We start from the raw sequence: 17,320 nt of genomic DNA on the forward strand, positions 1-17,320 counted from the left end.
GTATGTGGTTTTACTGTGTGAAAAACTATAGTGGTATGCAAGCGACCAACCGTGATTTGCCTAGAGACTTATCTTACTTTCGATCCAGCAAGAACATCCTTTTCAGGTTGGAGCAGGACTGCCTTGCCTTCTTCGTCCGACGCAGCCAAAAGCATGCCATTCGATACAACGCCTCTTATCTTGGCGGGTTCAAGATTGGCCAGCAGCACGATCTTTCTGCCCACGAGTGAAGACGGTTCATAACTCTGAGCTATTCCCGCCACTATCTGACGCTCCTCGTCACCAAGGCTTATCTGCAGTCTGAGGAGTTTGTCTGCCCCCTCGACCTTCTCCGCTGATATCACTTGCGCAATCCGTATCTGCAGCTTGCTGAAATAATCATAGGATATAGTATCTTCGGTCTTCTTAGCTTCCTGCGGTTTTTCTTCCACCTTAACAGCCTCTTTCTTCTTTTTTGTATCGAGCCTCGGGAATATAGGGTCGGGTCCCTGAGTGCGGGTGCCAGGTGCAATAGAGTTGGACGAAGTGATATCTGCCCACTTCAGTGAACTGAACGTATCCGCTATTCCGATCTGGCGAGCTATCTCTTTCGCCGTCGAGGGCATAAAAGGCGATATCATAATCGCCGCCGCCCGCGCTACTTCGAGAGCGGAGTAGAGCACACCGGCGAGTTCATCTTTTTTGCCCTGCTTATCAAGCTCCCATGGCTTCATATCGTTTATATATTTGTTTCCGGCGCCAATCATCTGCCATACAGCTTCCAGTGCGCGAGTGAACTCAAGCTTATCGCAGTTTTGCTCCGCCGTTTGCGCAGCCTGCGTTATGACATCTTTCAATCCACCAGAAAAGCCATTCGGGTCCGGTATCGAACCATCAAAGTATTTACCAAGCATGCTGAGTGTGCGGTTCAAGAGGTTGCCGAGGTCATTGGCAAGGTCCGAATTGAACCTGTTTTTTAGAGACGCGATCGAGAAGTCGCCATCAAGCCCGAATGTCACCTCTCGCGCGAGAAAATATCGAATCGCGTCCATGCAGACTTTGCTGTCTGCACCTGACTGAGCGGCAAGATCATTTGCAAGCTGAGCCGGAGATATCGCATTGCCCCTGGACTTGGAAATCTTCTCTCCATCCAATGTCCAGTAGCCATGGCCGAAAAGAACCCTTGGTAACTCGAGACCCAGAGCCATGAGCATCGCAGGCCAAAATGTGCAGTGGAACCGTACAAAAATATCTTTGGCCATAAGCTGTATGTCTGCAGGCCATAGCGAGTTGAAAAGCTCATCATCTGTGCCATAGCCGATTGCGCTTATATAGTTGATCAGCGCGTCAAACCAGACGTATATCCTGTTGTCCGGGTCCGCCGGCACTTCTATTCCCCAGCCTTGTCCCTTACGGGTAATGGAGATATCTCGCAGTCCCTGTTTGATAAAACTAACAACCTCGTTTTTACGGAATTCGGGTTGGAGAAAGCCGGGATGTTTTTCGATGTGATCAAGTAGTCTTTCGCTGTATGCAGACAGCCTAAAGTAGTAATTTTCTTCCTGGACCCATTCAACACCTCGATTGCATGACGGACAATTGCCATCGACCAACTCACTCTCAGCATAAAACGTTTCGCATGGCACGCAGTACCAGCCCTCATAGTGGCCTTTGTATATGTCGCCTTTTTCAAGCAGACTACTGAATATTTTTTGAACTACGCTGACATGTCTGAGCTCGGTCGTTCTGATGAAATCATCGTATTGTATGTCGAGCGTTTTCCAAACTTGCTTGAAGTCTTCAGCAATCCCGTCAACATACTTTTCTACTGCTATGCCTCTCTCCGCTGCAGCTTCCGCCACTTTAGTTCCATGTTCATCTGTGCCGGTTAGAAAGAATGTCTTCTCACCCTTGAGTCGGTGAAAACGCGCCACGACATCTGCGATGATGGTTGTATAAGCATTGCCGACGTGCGGGACATTGTTAACATAGTAAATCGGTGTTGTTATGTAGTAAGTATCCTTTGACATTTAAAAATGCGACCTTTCGGTTTGGTAGACATATGTCATGCTACTTTCTAGTGCAAGTGGTTGTCAATGATAAACGCTTGTTATCAGAGCTTGCAATATCGTATGGATACCGGTAAAATTACAGAAATGCTCATTATTGCCGGGTAAGATATGGATATTGCCCACGTCTATAATTCTCTTCAGCCCGACAATACCTCGTTAGTTCAAGGAAGATGCTTTATGAAGCGAGTGATAATGGCATCAGTAATGCTCCTTAGCCTGGTGTGCGCCACGATCCTCAGCGCCAACGCCGGACTGATCCCGGTTCGCATATTGCTGGGAGGCAGGGAGGCCGCGCTTGCGCCTTCTCCGGTATGGGACGGCACTCGTGTCTTGGCTCCACTTGGAATTTTGAGTGCACTCGGAGCAAGTTACTCATCATCGACAGACCCCGGCAAGATAATGGTGATCTCCTCAAGCGGCAAGGCTGGAGAGATCGAGACAGTAGATGTAAACAAAACAAAAATGCTGCCTATGGACAAGGTTCTTGCTGTTGTGGGTGGTCAGTCCAGTTGGGATAGTGATGCAAAGGCACTTAACCTGACAGCACTTGTGCAATCTGTTGAGTTTGTAGATGAGACCTTGAAAGTTAACTGCAGCTTCCCCGCAGCATACACTGTTAAGCCTTGGATAAGCGCCAACAAGCTGATTGTCGATATTCCATATGCCAGACTGGACTCTGATGCAAGGGAAATTTATATCGGAACGGACAAAATCCTGCGAGCAAGGCTGGGCAGCCAGGACGGCATCGCTCGTGTCGTGCTGGATATGGAAAAGAACGTCCCATATAAAGTCATAAGCGATCCTGTGGCGTCTCAGATCCAGGTCAAAGTGTCCGAGAGTCTTCCCAAGCCCATCTCGCAGCAGCCAAAGAGTGGAAGCAAGTCACAATTTTCCATAACCGGGCTTAGAGTCGATCCTCGTGATAATGACGGCTTTGATCTTATTATCTCCACTGATAGAAAAGGTTCCGCATCGATCAAGTATGATGTTTCTCCGGCCCAAATAGGTGTTGTTCTGCCTGGTTGTATCTTGGAAGAATCGGAATGCGCCGGTTCCAGCTCACTGCTCAAAGACATAAAGGTTGATAATAGCAACCCCAACAAACCAAATATGACACTACAACTCAAGAAAGTTATGGCATATTCCCTGCGGACAGAAGAATCACAAATGGTGCTCTCTGTTCGCCCACCTGATCACTCCGGTGGAAAGCTTGCGGATAAGTTGGTTGTGATTGATCCGGGTCATGGCGGAAACCAGCCGGGTGCAAAATGGGGCAGCATTGTGGAAAAAGACATAAACGTAAAGATAGCTGATGAGCTTGCAGATGCTCTACGCCAACAGGGTGCAAAAGTGATATTGACTCGCACCAGTGATGTGTTCATGAGCTTGGCCGCTAGACCGGAAGTAGCTATAAAGAACAATGCGGACTTTTTCATCAGCATTCACTGCAATTCCAACGGAGAATCCAATTCTGCCAGTGGAATCGAGACATATTACCATAAATACGAACCAAGCCCAATGGCGCTTGCATATGCCGTACACACCGGGGTATGTGCTGCAACAGGTATGTGTGACAGGCGTCCTCGCAGCGACAAAACGCTCTATGAATCCGGCTTGGGTGTACTCAAGAGGCTTGAAAACACCGGATTGCCCGGCATATTGCTGGAATGCGGTTACCTGAATACTGCAGCCGACCGGGATAGATTGCTGGATACCAATTATCGGAAGAAACTGGCATCTGGAATTGTTACAGGACTGAAATCTTACATTGAAGGCACTCCCGTTGAAGTGAGGCAATAGAAATGGCTAAGCGAAAATCAAAATCGTTGAGTTTTAGCTGGACAATTATCCTGGCTCTTGTTGTTTTCGGTGCGGCGGCTTCGGCGACGTATTACTTATCCAGCGGCATAGGTAAAGGGGTAAAGAAACCTGAAAGCAAACCTGTGGTAGAAAATCATACTACGATTACAGAGGTTCCCGAGCGCAAAGTAGTAATATATCTGCCTGTAAGTGAGAAAAACAGGTTTTATCTCGTTCCGGCGACTAGAACCACGGAGCTTAAAGGTGATATACTGAGCGTGGCCATAAAGGTGCTTCTTGCCACCAACGGTGAAAGTGGCGAGGCAGGAAAGCTGATCCCCAAGGGGACAAGGCTGCTTGTTCCAGTCAAAGTTTCCAAAGAGGTAGCGGCGCTTGATCTGAGCAAAGAGTTTGTGGACAACTTCTCCGGCGGTTCGACCCAAGAGGCGCTGGTTTTGAATTCCATTGCTCATACGCTCGTTGAAAACAGTGGCGGGAAAGTGCGCAAGGTGCAAATTCTTGTGGAAGGAAATCCGGTGGAATCCCTCGGTGGGCATTTCGAGCTTACCGATCCCATAGAGGCTGATTCCACTTTGTTGAAACCGGACAAATAGAGTTGATAGGTGTTTTTGATTCGGGTCTTGGCGGGCTGTCTGTTGCCGCAAAGATCATGGAGGCATACCCAAAAGAGCAGATAGTCTACTTTGCCGATAACGCGCATGTGCCCTATGGCGAGCGACCTCTGGATGAGATCAGGGGATTTGCGCTCGATATCACCGCACATTTGATCACAAAAGGCGCGAAAACTGTGGTTATGGCGTGCAATATGTCGAGCGCTGTTGCTCTGGAAGCTTCACAAAATCGGTTCCCGGATGTGCCTATTCTTGGAGTGATAGAACCTGGGGCAAAGGCTGCGATTGGTGTCGCGGGTGAAGCGCCGATAGGCGTGCTTGCCACAAGCGGAACTGTCAAAAGCGGCGCATATGAAAAGTCGATCCATAAACTCGATTCGCAGAAAAAAGTGATCCAACAGGCCTGCCCTGAATTCGTGCCTTTGGTGGAATCCGGCAGAGCAGACAGTGAAGAAGCAGAAGCTGCCGCGCGAGACTATGTTGCGCCGCTCATCGGCGAAGGATGCCGGACTATCATTCTGGGCTGCACTCATTACCCATTCCTGCGCCGAGCCATAGAGTCTGCCGCGGGGCGTGACATCATTATTGTCGATCCGGCGGTTGAGACCACTCAGACACTGGGCAAAATTCTTGTTGAGCAAGGTATGGCTGCTTACAGGCTTGATGCCCCGCATGTTTTCAGTGCAAGCGGGGATACGGCTGGTTTCGCAGCCCTTGGCAGCATATTTCTCGGAAGAACTATTGATAAGGTCGAAAAGATTACAATCGCTCATGCGGTCGAAACCGCAGTAAAAATAGAATAATATAAGCCGACCGAGCGGTTACAGTTCCGGGTTCTTCGCTCTCCACTCTCCGCTCTCGGCTATTCAGGGAGATATAAGCATATGATTCGACTAGACGGCCGTTCTGCCGACCAGCTCAGGCCAGTCACGATAACTCGCAACTTCAACAAATATGCAGAGGGAAGCTGCCTGATAGAGATGGGCGACACAAAAGTCATCTGCACAGCTTCCATCGAAGAGAAAGTGCCTCCATTCTTGAAGAACTCAGGCCAGGGGTGGGTGACTGCCGAATATGGCATGCTGCCGCGTTCATGCGAGACCAGGACCCAGCGCGACATAACTAGGGGTCAGATAAATGGCCGCTCTCAGGAAATTCAGAGGCTCGTCGGGCGATCAGTCAGATCGGTCACCGATATGACTGCCTTCGGTGAGCGGACGATCTGGCTCGACTGTGACGTTATTCAGGCCGATGGCGGCACGCGGACCGCATCCATCACCGGAGCATTCATAGCGTTTCTGGATGCATGTGCAGTACTCAAGAAAGAAAATATCTGCAAAAAACTGCCATTCACCGACCTGATGGCTGCCATCAGTGTCGGGGTTGTGATGAACGAGGAGCTTCTCGACCTCAACTATAAAGAAGACTCCAATGCCTCAGTTGACATGAATGTGGTGATGACCGCATCGGGCAGGATTATCGAGATCCAGTCCACAGCCGAGGGCGCTCCATTTACCCGCAATCGTTTCAACAACCTGCTTGACCTGGCTGTGAAGGGCACGGGAGAGCTGACCAGGCTCATCAAAGAGAAGATGGCCGACATACTGTGAGGAAGCTGGTCATAGCAACAAAGAATCCAGGCAAGGTCAAGGAGATGGCCGAGATATTGGCCGATATGCCCTACGATATCGTCTCACTTTCAGACTATCCCGATGCGCCTGAGGTCGAGGAGACCGGCTCGACGTTTGTCGAGAACGCCACAATCAAAGCAAAGGCTTACGCCGAATATACGGGCGAACTAACATTGGCGGACGATTCGGGTCTGGAAGTTGACGCGCTTGAGGGTGCGCCCGGTGTATATTCAAGCCGGTTTGCCCCTACGGATGCCCAGCGCATCTCCAAACTCCTCGGCCTTATGAAAGACGTGCTGGACGATAAACGCACTGCTCGCTTCAGATGTGCCGTGGCAATTGCCGAGCCTGCAGGTGGTGTAAAGACGTGTGAGGGCAAAATCGAGGGCACTATTGCATATGAACCGCGCGGCTCCAATGGTTTCGGTTATGACCCGGTCTTTATAGTAATCGAGCTTGGCAGGCATATGGCCGAACTTGAGTCAGGTGAAAAGAACACGATTTCCCACAGGGGCAGGGCGCTTGCTGAAGCTAAAAAACTGCTGGCGAATTAAACGCTGTTATGCCAAGAGAGCTTCGTAATCCGATTTTAGAACCGAGAATATTTGAAAATCCCAAAAATCCGATTTTTGATATTGATACTGCCTCAGTATTCCTTCGAGTTTCATGCCGATCTTTGCCATTACTCGTGCGCCAGCATGATTTTCGGGGATACAAAACCCTTCGATTCGGTTAAGCTGCATCCTGGTAAAGCAATATTCAAAGACTTTGTCGACGGCTTCGGCCATATATCCACGGCCCCAATAAGTTTTTGCAAGCACAAAGCCGATCTGAGCTTTTTTGTGGAATAGATCGAGCTGCATGATATGAACGCTTCCTATAATCTTCTTTCCGGCTTTATGCTCAATTCCCCATGGGCTGTCTTTACCATCGGAATAATTGTCGAGCACTCCCAGAATATATTCACGAGTATAATCCTGATTCGGATGCGGTCCCCAACGTAAGAATTTGGTAACCTCTGGATCAGATGAGAAGACGAAATAATCATCTACATCTTCCAAAGTGTATTTCCTGATTATTAAGCGCTCTGTTTCCAAGCGCGGCAGGTTTTTGTAAAAATCAGACTCTTTCATTCTTCTATCTGTCTGCAGGCTTGCATGCCGCCAAAATAAACTGTCCGGGAATATCAGCGAGCTGTGAGAACGGCAGTTCGACCAACTCTTTGATAATCAGCCCGGCGTGTGCAAATGCGGTGACAATCTCACCCATAGTCCAGTAGCGCAGCAGACATTTTGGAAAGCTGTCCTGTTCCTTGTCGGCAAAGAATTGCTGAAATGCAACGCTGCTTTCGTGAAACTGCTCATCGAAATAATCTCCAGCTAGGGATATCCGGTCACCGTTGATTGAAATGCATTTTCTTATAGGGTGAAAGTCACTTGCCACCAGCCGCCCACCTGGCGACAAGACGGTATTAGCGATCTGTGCAAATCCAGAAAGGTCGGCAATGTAGTGAAAGATGCCGCCTTCCATGTAGACTATATCGAAACTACTTGCGAACTCATGAAGGGGTAATGCCATCACATCGGAAATAATATATTCGATATGAACACCAGCAGCTTCTGCAAGTTCCTCGGCATATCGCGCACCCTCAGGTGATATGTCTACAACAGTGACATCTGCTCCAAGCAGCGAGAGGGGCACCGCTTTGCGGCCATTCGACCCCATCAAATTGATAACACGTTTTCCTGTGACATCGCCCAGATATGGCAATTCATGCTTGATAAACGATGCCGGATCATCTTTCATCTGAGCTGCAGCCTGATCCGGCCGGCCGCTGTATCGCATCCAGTGTTCGTATGCTCTATATGACCATGCGATCTCATTTGCCTTGCTTTGTTGCTCTTGCATTGCTGGGCTCCCGATTGTGTGTCAAGACAAGCTGTATCTTACTATGCGGTCTTTTTACTGTCAAACTTATGTTCCTCAAGCTTAGGCAAATGGTTGACTAACAGCCGAGATTCGTGTAGATTATCACTGAGTAAGGCAGCAAGGGGAATTATATGCAACAGCTTTGGGCGCCTTGGCGCCTTGAATATATTGTAGGAAACAAAGCCGAAGGATGCATCTTCTGTGTCTTTCCAAAAGAGGAGAATGACGAGAAAAACCGCATACTCTATCGCGGTAAGTATGCGTTTGTAATTATGAATGCATTCCCGTATTCCAATGGGCATCTGCTCATCCCGCCATATCGCCATATAGCGGACTTGACTGAGCTTACCGACGAAGAGAGCCTGGAGATCATGCAGCTTGCGCAATTGTCCTGCAAGGCAATCAGCGCGGTATGCAAACCGGACGCGTATAATATAGGCATAAACCTCGGTACGGCGGCCGGAGCGGGTATTGCAGATCATCTGCATTTGCACATAGTCCCCAGGTGGAACGGAGACACCAACTTTATGCCCGTCTTCGCGGATATCAAGGTCATCCCAGAAGCCCTCGAAACCACCTATAAAAAACTGAAGATCGAATTCGACCAATTGGCAGGCTAATATGGAAGAGTCAGTTACCCAGCAAATCGAGCAGCTTAAGACGCAATGTCTGGGCTGTAGTGAGTGCGCGCTAGCGCTCACCAGAAGAAACGTAGTCTTCGGCGAAGGCAACCCAGAGTCCCCGCTTATGATAATCGGTGAAGGCCCCGGCATGAATGAAGATGCTACAGGCAGGCCGTTTGTAGGCAGGGCAGGTGCACTGCTGGACGAGGCGCTTACTGCGTGCCGAATAGGCAGGCATCACGTATTTATCTGCAATGTGCTAAAGTGCCGCGCATGTATAACTGAAAACGGCAGGACGCGCAACCGCCCTCCCGCAACTGATGAGATCGAATCCTGCACGCATTGGCTGGAGGAACAGATACATATTATAAACCCGCTTGTGATCCTGTGTTTAGGCGCGCCTGCCGCCAAGTTCGTAATCAAGAAGGATTTCAAAATGACGCAGGAGCGCGGCATCTTCTACCCGACAAAATATGCTCGCTATGCGATAGCCGCTCTGCACCCGGCCTACATCTTGAGACAGGCGGGTCAGAGCTATGACGGCGGCAAATCGCTGCTCATTTCAGATATAGAGTCGGCGCGCAAAAAAGTGATCGAGGCTAAAAAAGAGCCGAAACTTACTCTTTTCTGATGGAACAACTCGACGCTTATCTTCGTAACTCAACTGATTATAAACGGAGGCTTGATATGAGAAATTTACTATTGTTTGTGCTGACTTGCTGTCTTGTTATTATGGCTGTGCCTGTGCTCTGTGCCCAGGAGGCGCCTCCCCCAGCTCCAACGATGCAGGGGTCATCATCTACATCGAACGCTCAAGAAATAATGCTCCCTGCTCCTTGCTTGATATCTTCGCTGCATGTGATAAATTCCAATGCAGTGCCCATGCTTTCGACACAGCTAAATCTTACGGATGAGCAAAAGACAAAAGTAACCGAGCTGTTTTCGGAGGCCGACAAGACGCTCAAGCCGACAATTCAAGCGCAGCAAAAGGCTGTTGATAAATACACAAAGTTGCTGCTCGACAATAGTACATCTGAGTCTGACTTGACATCTGCGGCAGCGGACGCGATGAAAATGGAGTCGGCGATTGTGACTGAAAAGATAAAGACTCTTGAGGGGCTTCGTGCCTTATTAACTGACGATCAAAAGGCCAAGCTCAACACAATGTTTGCGCAGTTTGCGGCAATATCGAAAATGAGGACGATAATAAAGCCAAGGCTGATGCAGCCCGGTGGACAACCTGGTACATCCACAGCCGCTCCTGCAAACCAGCAATAATACAGTTTGTTTGCAGAATTTTTTGTTTTTTATCACATGACTATTGACAAATCTCGCAGGCAGCACTATTATAGTGCTGAGGTGCTATGCACCTTCCCAATTCCACACGACTGTACAACTTAATAAAAAACCGAATAAAACAACAAAACGCCGAGTTTCTTATGAAAGCGGAGGACCCGACCGATGAGGGGGCGAGTCCGGAAACGGAGGGGGAGCTTCCTACCCTAGCCCGACAGCTTACTCCGCAGGCGAGGCAGGAAGGTATTTTTTAACCACACGCTGCGGTAGAGCATCTATCGCAGCTTTTTTATTGATGAGGGCACTGAGGGTATGGCGTTCACATTCGTGCATGCTGCCGACCTGCATCTGGACTGTCCATTTGATAGTCTTGGGTATGTCTCGCCGGAGCTTGCATCAGTCCTGCAAGATGCCACATTTGCCTCGCTCGACAACATAGTTAAGCTTTGCCTTGTGCGCAAAGTCAACTTTGTTGTGATTGCCGGGGATGTATATAATTCCAGCGACAAAAGCCTGCGTGCACAGTTGAGGTTTCGGTCTGCTCTCGAAACACTTTCCGAGGCGGAAATCAGCTCATATATAGTATGCGGCAACCATGATCCCTCAAACGGCTGGAGCGCAAGCCTGAACTGGCCTGAGCATGCCCACTTTTTCTCATCCAGTGAGCCTGAAGTGATGCCGGTTGTCCGCAATGGAAATTTGATTGCCACAGTCAACGGCATCAGCCATTCAAAACAAGGTATCACTGAGAATCTTGCTCTGCGGCTTTCGCACGACAAAGGCTCACCTTTTGCCATAGCTCTGCTGCACTGCAATTGCGGCCAGGCGGCAGCTTACGACCCATACGCCCCATGCACGCTTGCCGACCTTACACGTTCCACTTTCGATTATTGGGCGCTGGGCCATATTCATAAGAGGATGATCCTGCACGAGAGCGCTCCACTTGTTGTCTACCCGGGCAACTCACAGGGTCTGAATCCCAAAGAAATCGGTGCAAAGGGCTGCTATGTTGTCAGCGTCGATGATTCGGGCAGCGCAAGCATGGAATTTGCGCAGACTAACGCGGTTCGTTGGCATCAAGAAGAGATATCTGCTGCAGGGATTGCGTCGGAGCAGGAGCTCATCGAGTCTCTGAGTGAAAGAGTGGGGGATATCAGGCAGTCAGCAGTCTGTCCGGTGCTGGTCCGCTTTCGCATTACAGGCAGAATGCCCCTCCACCGTTCCATTACCCGCACGTCAATACTCGACGATATCACAGCTGACCTGAGGCATAGCGCATCACTGCAGGGCAACTTCGTCTGGGTCGAGTCGATTATGGATGAGACCAGGCCGGACATCAATATAGACGAGAGACGACTTTCCGAGGATTTCGTAGGTGACTTTCTGCGTCTGGCTCAGGAGATGCGGCAATGCCCGGATCGTATTGCCGATCTCAGGAGCGCATTAGAGCCTTTATTTGAGCATGGAAGAGCTCGTGCATATCTCGGCCAACCGAGTGATGACCAGCTGTTGGCATGGCTGGATGCAGCGACGCTTTACGGCCTGGATGCTCTCACGGAGGAGACCTGATTATGAAGATCACTGAGCTTTTCATATCGGGTTTCGGCATGCTCTCCAAGGTGCGCATTGAGGGTCTTTCATGCGGCCTAAATATTTTTGTCGGTGACAACGAGGCCGGCAAAAGTACACTGCTTGCCTTCATCAGAGCGGTCTTTTTCGGCTTTGAGACTGCCCAGAGCAGAGAAAACCAATATAAGCCTGTTGCCGATGTCGAGCAAGGTGGCATCATAAAGCTGCATCTCGACCACAGCGGCCTGGATTATATCATAAAACGCGGACCCGGCAGAGCGCAGGGCATTGTCGAAGTGACGATGCCCGACGGCTCCAAAGGCAGTGAAGAGGTCGTATCTCAACTTCTGCCGGGAGTGACCAAAGACCTCCATCGCAACGTGTTTGCATTCAGCCTGAACGAACTCCAAAAATTGGATTCTCAAGATGTCCGGTCGCGCATATACAGCTATGGCGCAGGCGCGGGCGATATTTCGGCGATCGATGTTGAAAAACAGATAGACTCTGAGATGTCAGCTCTGTTCTCGCCCAGAACTGCCAAGCGAAAGATTAACACACTGCTGGCTGAGATTAGCTCATGCAATTCACATATCAAAGAGTTGAGCACGCTTAGCACCGACTACGATTCACTTCGCACGCAGCTATCGGGTATCAACAGTGACATAGAGCGCTATCAGCAGCAAAAGACCGACCTGGAGAGAAAAATAACCCATCTGGAACATATGAAAAAAGCCTGGCCGAGTTGGGAGTCTTTATATAAAGCCAAAGCAGAACTCAGCCGCCTGCCCGATATCGACTCTTTTCCAGCAGATGGCATCGGACGCCTGGAGAGATGCATTGAGAAGAAAGCCGACCTCTCACGCAAGCTCAACAACAAACGATCCGAACTTGAAACAGAGAAGCAAAATTGCCCAACCGATGTTTATACAAAGCCTGTGAGAAGATCGCCAATAAAGCCTGCCGCTGTAATCGCGGGCGCATGTCTGGTTGCGCTATCGGTAGCGTTCAGGGATAACGCTCTGGCTGCTGCCGCTTTAGGGCTGCTGGGCATTGCAGCAGCATCAACAGGGTTTTTTGTGCAGTCGAGCCTCGATGCGTCGGAGCAGTCCCGGCGTGCCCAACTCATGCAATCGCATAAGAGCAATCTTGATAGGATATCATGCGAGATTGCGGACATTGAAAATGAGCTTGACCAAGCTGGAAAAGAGCACGAGTCTCTTCTGCGTGCAGGCGGTTCCGCCGACGAGGAAAATTTCCGAAAGCGAAGTGGAGTATATTCCGAACGCGAGCGGATCAAATCGGATATTACACGCCTGAAAGCCGATATAGAGCTTATTGCAGGCCGCGAGCATGCCGAGAGCCTAAAGTCTGATCTTGAATCGACTGAACTTGATTCGATCCAGTCAGAGCACTTGAACAAGCATAATGAGCTTGACAGGCTTGCCGGAGATATTTCCGACCTGACCGAGAAGCGCGGGCGGCTTATCCAGCGCATAGCCGAGATTGAGAGGAGTGAGGAACTCTCAGCCGCATTATTGCAGGCAAGGACACTGAGGGCGCAGTTGGAGAAACACGCATCCGACTGGGCAGTAAAGGCAATCTGCAAATTGCTAATGGAACTGACACGTCAGAAGTATGAACGTGAAAAACAACCACGGGTGATAAAGTCCACATCTAGCTTTTTAGGTCGGTTCACTTCCGGCGCATATTCGCGGGTGTTTTCTCCTCTTGGTCGGGACGAAATGGAGCTTGAAACCCCCGAAGGCATCCGCAGAGACGTATCAAAACTCTCTCGCGGCACCCGCGAGCAGCTATATCTGGCTCTGCGCTTCGGTCTGATCCTTGAGTATGGCCTTGTAGCCGAGCCTCTGCCGGTGATTATGGATGACATCCTTGTCAATTTCGACCCTGCCCGCTCACGTGCCGCTGCACAGGCTATAACTGAGCTTTCAGCATCAAATCAAGTTCTCTTCTTTACCTGCCATCCCGACGTTGCGGATATGTTTTCCGAATTGGGCTCCTCTGCATCCAGATTTGAGATCAGAGACGGCCAGATTGCTCGGTTATAGCTACTCCTCTCTAGCCCGCATTATACGGTAAGCGCATAATCCGGGCTAGTATTGACTCACAGAATTGTATTACATCGTCATATGGCACTTTGACTATTGACAAGGCGCATTATATAGATTATAATACTCATTATAATGACTATTATGAGTTGGATAACATCGTATGGCCATTCAGCAGATTACAAACAATCATTTATATGAAGCTGTCTATGAAGCTCTCCGAGATAGAATAATAGCTGGGGACCATCAACCCGGTGATGCGCTGCCTTCGGAACCAAAACTCAGGGAAGAGTTTGGAGTCAGCACGATCACTGTCCGCCGAGCGATACATGAGCTGGCGCTCGATGGCTTGGTCGAACCCAGGCAGGGTGTCGGCAATATAGTGCGCCGGCCTGCAGATAGCAGTGTAGTGATCGGCATGTCCAGTTTTACTACCGATGTCGCTCACGGCAGGCTCAGGCTTGTTCGTACACTGCTGGTCGACGAAACTGTCTCTGCTGCATCGGACACAGCCGAAAGACTGCAGGTGCAGCCTGGTTCGATGCTGAGACGCTTAGTCCGGCTCGATAGCGAAGGCAATGCACCTCTCTCTATTGATGAAGTCTTCATACCACCCGTGCTTGCTTCGGTAATAACAAGTGATATTGCAGCATCGCCTACATTCATGCATCTCTGGCAGGAAACCTCAGGGCTACAGTTTGTTCGCACGCAGTATGAGATATGGGCAGAGAAGTCATCTCCTGACGATCAACGGACCCTGCAGATCGATCCGGAATGCCCGGTGCTGGTTACCGGCGAGCTTATTCAAGATAATCAAAGCAGGCCGTGCGCGTGGATTGTAAGTCGATACAGAGCCGACAGAGGCAGGCTCTCGGGAACAGTTGTGCTGGCGCAAAAGAAGACCAAACGCGGAGTAATTGGAGAGTAGTTATGTTTGCCGGAACAGACAGAACGGATATTACCCCGTCCTACAGTGTGTGGATGGACGGGATGATAAGGGATCACAAATCTGAAGGTGTTCATGACCCAATATATGTGCACACGGTTGTGATCTCAAATGATAAAGATGCCAACGATTGCCTGGCGATAATCTCCCTGGATGTCTGTGTGATAGGCACGCCGTCAGTTAACAAGGCCAAAGAGCTAATCTACCAAAAATCCGGCATATCGCTAGACAGGGTCGTCATCGCCGCAACTCACTCGCACTCAGGCCCGGCTGCACTCGGTATCTTCCAGGAGATGGAAGAGAGATACGTAGACGATCTGATTCTTCTCATCGCCGGTTCTGTCGCTAGAGCCAAAGCTAATATCAGACCCGCGTTAGTTTCATGCTGCAGTGGGCGCGAGGAGACGATCAGCCATTACAGGCGCTTTACCGATGCCGACGGCAAGATAGTCATGTTTTGGGAGCAAGATCCGGCGGAGGGAAAAATTCACGCTCTAGGCGAGCCTGACCCGGAGGTTGGCGTGATGAAGATTATCGACCCGGAGACGAACAAGCCTATCTGCGTGCTTTTTAACCATGCAGGGCACCCGAATGTGATGTCCGGCGACAATTACATGATCAGCGGTGACTATACGGGTGCAGCGGCACGTATCGTCAGTGAAAGACTTGGATGCGAAGCTCTGTTTGTCAATGGTGCGCAGGGTTCCGTGGATATGGACAACTGGCGGTTTCGCGATTGGGCGGCGGTTGAGTTACTGGGAAGTCGACTGGCTGAGGCTGTAATTGCAGCCTGCGACAACTCAGATTCCGCCGCCCATACAAAGATGCGATTTACAAAAACAAACTACACACTGCCTCGCAGAAAAGTCACAGATCAGGAAATTGCTTGGGCGGATGAGGTGCTTAAACAGACCAGTGGTCAATTTGCTGCTGCAGCCGATGGAGTTGGCGACGATTACAAAGCAGCTTTCTGTAAAAAAATCCGCGCTCTGCAGAATCAGGATATCGATGTAGAACAGGTCGCTTTCAGTATTGGCGACACTGCATATATCAGCTTTCCAGGTGAGCTGTTTACTGAGGTAGGCCTGAGAATCAAATCTCGGAGTCCTTTCCGGCATACCTATATCATCGGGCTGGCAAACGGCTATGTAGGCTATGTGCCTACTCGTGAAGCTATCAGCCAAGGTGGATATGAAGTCGAGACGAGGCATGTCGACGAGAAAGCAGCTTTAGCAATTGAAGATATTAGTGTCAAACTGCTTAATGAACTTTCAGGAGGAAAAAATGTCTGAAAAACTGGCAATTGACGGCGGCGTCCCGGTGCTGGCGCGAAGTGATTTTAAGAACTGGCCTATTATAGGCAATGATGAGCGCAGGCTGGTGAACGAGGTGCTCGATAGTGGAATAGTTGCAGGTGGCACTGCGCCGCAAGTAGTCGCGCTTGAAAAGGAGTGGGCGACCTACACAGGCGCAAAGCACTGTCTTACCACATGCTCTGGCACAGCGGCTCTGCACATGGCTCTTGCGGCCGCCGGAGTCGGACCGGGTGATGAGGTTATCACTTCGGCATTTACATTCCTGGCGTCGGCGTCATGCGCAATCCATCAGAACGCGGTCCCGGTCTTTGTCGACATTGATCCCAAGACCTACTGTATGGACCCAGCCAAGCTCGAAGCTGCAATTACCGAGCGCACAAAGGCTATCATTCCAGTACACATTCAGGGCTGCCCTGCCGATATGGAACCGATAATTGCTATCGCAAAGAAGCACAATCTATTCGTGATCGAAGATGCCTGCCAGGCTCATGGAGCCACATATAAGGGCAAGAAAACGGGCACAATCGGGAATGTCGGCTGCTTCAGCTTGAACAATTTTAAGAACCTCTGCGGAGGTGAAGGCGGTCTTTTCATCACGGACGATGAAGACATTCTCAACAAGGCTGCGCTTGTCCGCTGCTTTGGCGACGAGGTAGATGAAGTCAGTCGCCGCCGCGTATACAACGCCTCAATTCTGGGTTATATGTATCGCAATCAGGAGCTTCCTGCGGCTCTCTGTCGCGCGCAGCTTATCCATCTGGACGAGTTTAACACTACACGCATCGCAAATGCCGATTATCTCACCAAGGAACTTAGCAAAATCCCCGGCGTCATACCGCCATATTGCCCGCCGGAGGGCAAGCACGTTTACTTCATGTATAACGTCAGGTTTGACCCGAAGGCTGCCGGAGTCGATTGCGATCCTCTGAAGTTCAGGATTGCCGTGGAAAAGGCGCTCTATAAAGAGGGGTTGCTGCTGGGTCAGTGGCAGACCATGCCTGTCCCTGCTCAGGATATCTTCCAGAGCAAGCTTGGTTACGGCGGCTCGGGCTATCCGTGGAGCATAAACGAGGCCAAGGGCATCAAGTATAATTACGACGTTGATCAGTTCCCTGTAGCTAAGAATCTCTGTGACACTTATACGATCGTTCACGGAATCCATGCTCCTAACGGCAAAGATCTGATGGATAAGTTTATTGTGGCATTCAAGAAGGTCTTCGCCGACCTGGATACCGCTATTGCCCATGCAGATGACGAAATCTATCCTGGTGCCGATGGCAAACTCTACGGCGCTGGTTAGTATGCTGAGGGTTTCACCCTCAGACTCCCATAAGGGGCGCTGCCCCTTAACTCCGCCAGGAGCCGAGTGGCCCCTGGACCCCCATCTCGAACTTGATTGTCCCCCTTTTGTGGGGGACAATCAAGTTCGGGTCAGAAGGTCAAGGAAACCAGGTTTCC

General features: G+C 50.1%; 16 protein-coding genes. 13 read left to right on the forward strand and 3 right to left on the reverse strand.

The window, feature by feature from the left end; translation table 11 throughout:
• Positions 1-68: 68 nt before the first annotated feature.
• Complete coding sequence (gene metG / locus LLG46_01455; GenBank protein MCE5321960.1) at positions 69-2,009, reverse strand: methionine--tRNA ligase; 1,941 nt, start codon at positions 2,007-2,009, stop codon at positions 69-71.
• A 219-nt stretch (positions 2,010-2,228) separates the two neighbouring features.
• Here metG and LLG46_01460 point away from each other — a divergent pair, with 219 nt between their 5' ends.
• The 5 genes from LLG46_01460 to LLG46_01480 all read left to right on the forward strand — a co-directional run bounded on the left by LLG46_01460 (position 2,229) and on the right by LLG46_01480 (position 6,668).
• Complete coding sequence (locus LLG46_01460; protein ID MCE5321961.1) at positions 2,229-3,851, forward strand: N-acetylmuramoyl-L-alanine amidase; 1,623 nt, start codon at positions 2,229-2,231, stop codon at positions 3,849-3,851.
• A gap of 2 nt (positions 3,852-3,853) precedes the next feature.
• Positions 3,854-4,465, forward strand: a complete 612-nt coding sequence (locus LLG46_01465) for a GerMN domain-containing protein (protein ID MCE5321962.1) — start codon at positions 3,854-3,856, stop codon at positions 4,463-4,465.
• A 2-nt stretch (positions 4,466-4,467) separates the two neighbouring features.
• Complete coding sequence (gene murI, locus LLG46_01470; GenBank protein MCE5321963.1) at positions 4,468-5,286, forward strand: glutamate racemase; 819 nt, start codon at positions 4,468-4,470, stop codon at positions 5,284-5,286.
• Between the two features lie 84 nt (positions 5,287-5,370).
• Entirely contained in the window at positions 5,371-6,093 is a 723-nt protein-coding gene (rph, locus tag LLG46_01475) for a ribonuclease PH (GenBank protein MCE5321964.1), read from the forward strand.
• A gap of 5 nt (positions 6,094-6,098) precedes the next feature.
• Positions 6,099-6,668, forward strand: coding sequence for an XTP/dITP diphosphatase (locus tag LLG46_01480; protein ID MCE5321965.1), 570 nt, complete (start codon positions 6,099-6,101; stop codon positions 6,666-6,668).
• 6 nt (positions 6,669-6,674) lie between these two features.
• Here the strand turns inward: LLG46_01480 and LLG46_01485 are convergent, their stop codons facing one another.
• Both LLG46_01485 and LLG46_01490 read right to left on the reverse strand, forming a co-directional pair.
• A complete protein-coding gene (locus LLG46_01485; protein MCE5321966.1) occupies positions 6,675-7,247 on the reverse strand; it encodes a GNAT family N-acetyltransferase in 573 nt (190 codons plus the stop codon).
• A 4-nt stretch (positions 7,248-7,251) separates the two neighbouring features.
• The gene (locus tag LLG46_01490; GenBank protein MCE5321967.1) at positions 7,252-8,022 is read right to left on the reverse strand and encodes a class I SAM-dependent methyltransferase; all 771 of its coding nucleotides are present in this window, start codon (positions 8,020-8,022) and stop codon (positions 7,252-7,254) included.
• Positions 8,023-8,174: 152 nt separating this feature from the next.
• Between LLG46_01490 and LLG46_01495 the strand changes: the two genes are divergently transcribed.
• The 8 genes from LLG46_01495 to LLG46_01530 all read left to right on the forward strand — a co-directional run bounded on the left by LLG46_01495 (position 8,175) and on the right by LLG46_01530 (position 17,162).
• Positions 8,175-8,663 carry an HIT domain-containing protein gene (locus LLG46_01495; GenBank protein MCE5321968.1) on the forward strand — a complete coding sequence of 163 codons (489 nt, stop codon included), beginning with the start codon at positions 8,175-8,177 and terminating at the stop codon, positions 8,661-8,663.
• Between the two features lies 1 nt (position 8,664).
• The gene (locus LLG46_01500; GenBank protein MCE5321969.1) at positions 8,665-9,297 is read left to right on the forward strand and encodes a uracil-DNA glycosylase; all 633 of its coding nucleotides are present in this window, start codon (positions 8,665-8,667) and stop codon (positions 9,295-9,297) included.
• A 56-nt stretch (positions 9,298-9,353) separates the two neighbouring features.
• Positions 9,354-9,944, forward strand: a complete 591-nt coding sequence (locus tag LLG46_01505; protein ID MCE5321970.1) for a Spy/CpxP family protein refolding chaperone — start codon at positions 9,354-9,356, stop codon at positions 9,942-9,944.
• A 330-nt stretch (positions 9,945-10,274) separates the two neighbouring features.
• The gene (locus LLG46_01510; GenBank protein MCE5321971.1) at positions 10,275-11,531 is read left to right on the forward strand and encodes an exonuclease SbcCD subunit D; all 1,257 of its coding nucleotides are present in this window, start codon (positions 10,275-10,277) and stop codon (positions 11,529-11,531) included.
• Between the two features lie 2 nt (positions 11,532-11,533).
• Positions 11,534-13,600 carry an AAA family ATPase gene (locus LLG46_01515; protein MCE5321972.1) on the forward strand — a complete coding sequence of 689 codons (2,067 nt, stop codon included), beginning with the start codon at positions 11,534-11,536 and terminating at the stop codon, positions 13,598-13,600.
• Between the two features lie 163 nt (positions 13,601-13,763).
• On the forward strand, positions 13,764-14,528 hold the full coding sequence (locus LLG46_01520; protein MCE5321973.1) for a GntR family transcriptional regulator: 765 nt from the start codon (positions 13,764-13,766) through the stop codon (positions 14,526-14,528).
• Between the two features lie 2 nt (positions 14,529-14,530).
• A complete protein-coding gene (locus LLG46_01525) occupies positions 14,531-15,838 on the forward strand; it encodes a neutral/alkaline non-lysosomal ceramidase N-terminal domain-containing protein (GenBank protein MCE5321974.1) in 1,308 nt (435 codons plus the stop codon).
• Positions 15,831-17,162 carry a DegT/DnrJ/EryC1/StrS family aminotransferase gene (locus LLG46_01530; protein ID MCE5321975.1) on the forward strand — a complete coding sequence of 444 codons (1,332 nt, stop codon included), beginning with the start codon at positions 15,831-15,833 and terminating at the stop codon, positions 17,160-17,162. Before LLG46_01525 ends, LLG46_01530 begins: the two co-directional genes overlap by 8 nt.
• Positions 17,163-17,320: the final 158 nt, after the last annotated feature.

This window comes from bacterium (genome assembly GCA_021371935.1).
GTDB lineage: Bacteria > Armatimonadota > UBA5829 > UBA5829 > UBA5829 > UBA5829.

Coding starts and splice junctions, on each gene's coding strand:
- metG (MCE5321960.1), bottom strand. CDS start 2,009: ATGTCAAAGGATACTTACTACATAACAACACCGATTTACTATGTTAAC.
- LLG46_01460 (MCE5321961.1), top strand. CDS start 2,229: ATGAAGCGAGTGATAATGGCATCAGTAATGCTCCTTAGCCTGGTGTGC.
- LLG46_01465 (MCE5321962.1), top strand. CDS start 3,854: ATGGCTAAGCGAAAATCAAAATCGTTGAGTTTTAGCTGGACAATTATC.
- LLG46_01485 (MCE5321966.1), bottom strand. CDS start 7,247: ATGAAAGAGTCTGATTTTTACAAAAACCTGCCGCGCTTGGAAACAGAG.
- LLG46_01490 (MCE5321967.1), bottom strand. CDS start 8,022: ATGCAAGAGCAACAAAGCAAGGCAAATGAGATCGCATGGTCATATAGA.
- LLG46_01495 (MCE5321968.1), top strand. CDS start 8,175: ATGCAACAGCTTTGGGCGCCTTGGCGCCTTGAATATATTGTAGGAAAC.
- LLG46_01500 (MCE5321969.1), top strand. CDS start 8,665: ATGGAAGAGTCAGTTACCCAGCAAATCGAGCAGCTTAAGACGCAATGT.
- LLG46_01505 (MCE5321970.1), top strand. CDS start 9,354: ATGAGAAATTTACTATTGTTTGTGCTGACTTGCTGTCTTGTTATTATG.
- LLG46_01510 (MCE5321971.1), top strand. CDS start 10,275: ATGGCGTTCACATTCGTGCATGCTGCCGACCTGCATCTGGACTGTCCA.
- LLG46_01515 (MCE5321972.1), top strand. CDS start 11,534: ATGAAGATCACTGAGCTTTTCATATCGGGTTTCGGCATGCTCTCCAAG.
- LLG46_01520 (MCE5321973.1), top strand. CDS start 13,764: ATGGCCATTCAGCAGATTACAAACAATCATTTATATGAAGCTGTCTAT.
- LLG46_01525 (MCE5321974.1), top strand. CDS start 14,531: ATGTTTGCCGGAACAGACAGAACGGATATTACCCCGTCCTACAGTGTG.
- LLG46_01530 (MCE5321975.1), top strand. CDS start 15,831: ATGTCTGAAAAACTGGCAATTGACGGCGGCGTCCCGGTGCTGGCGCGA.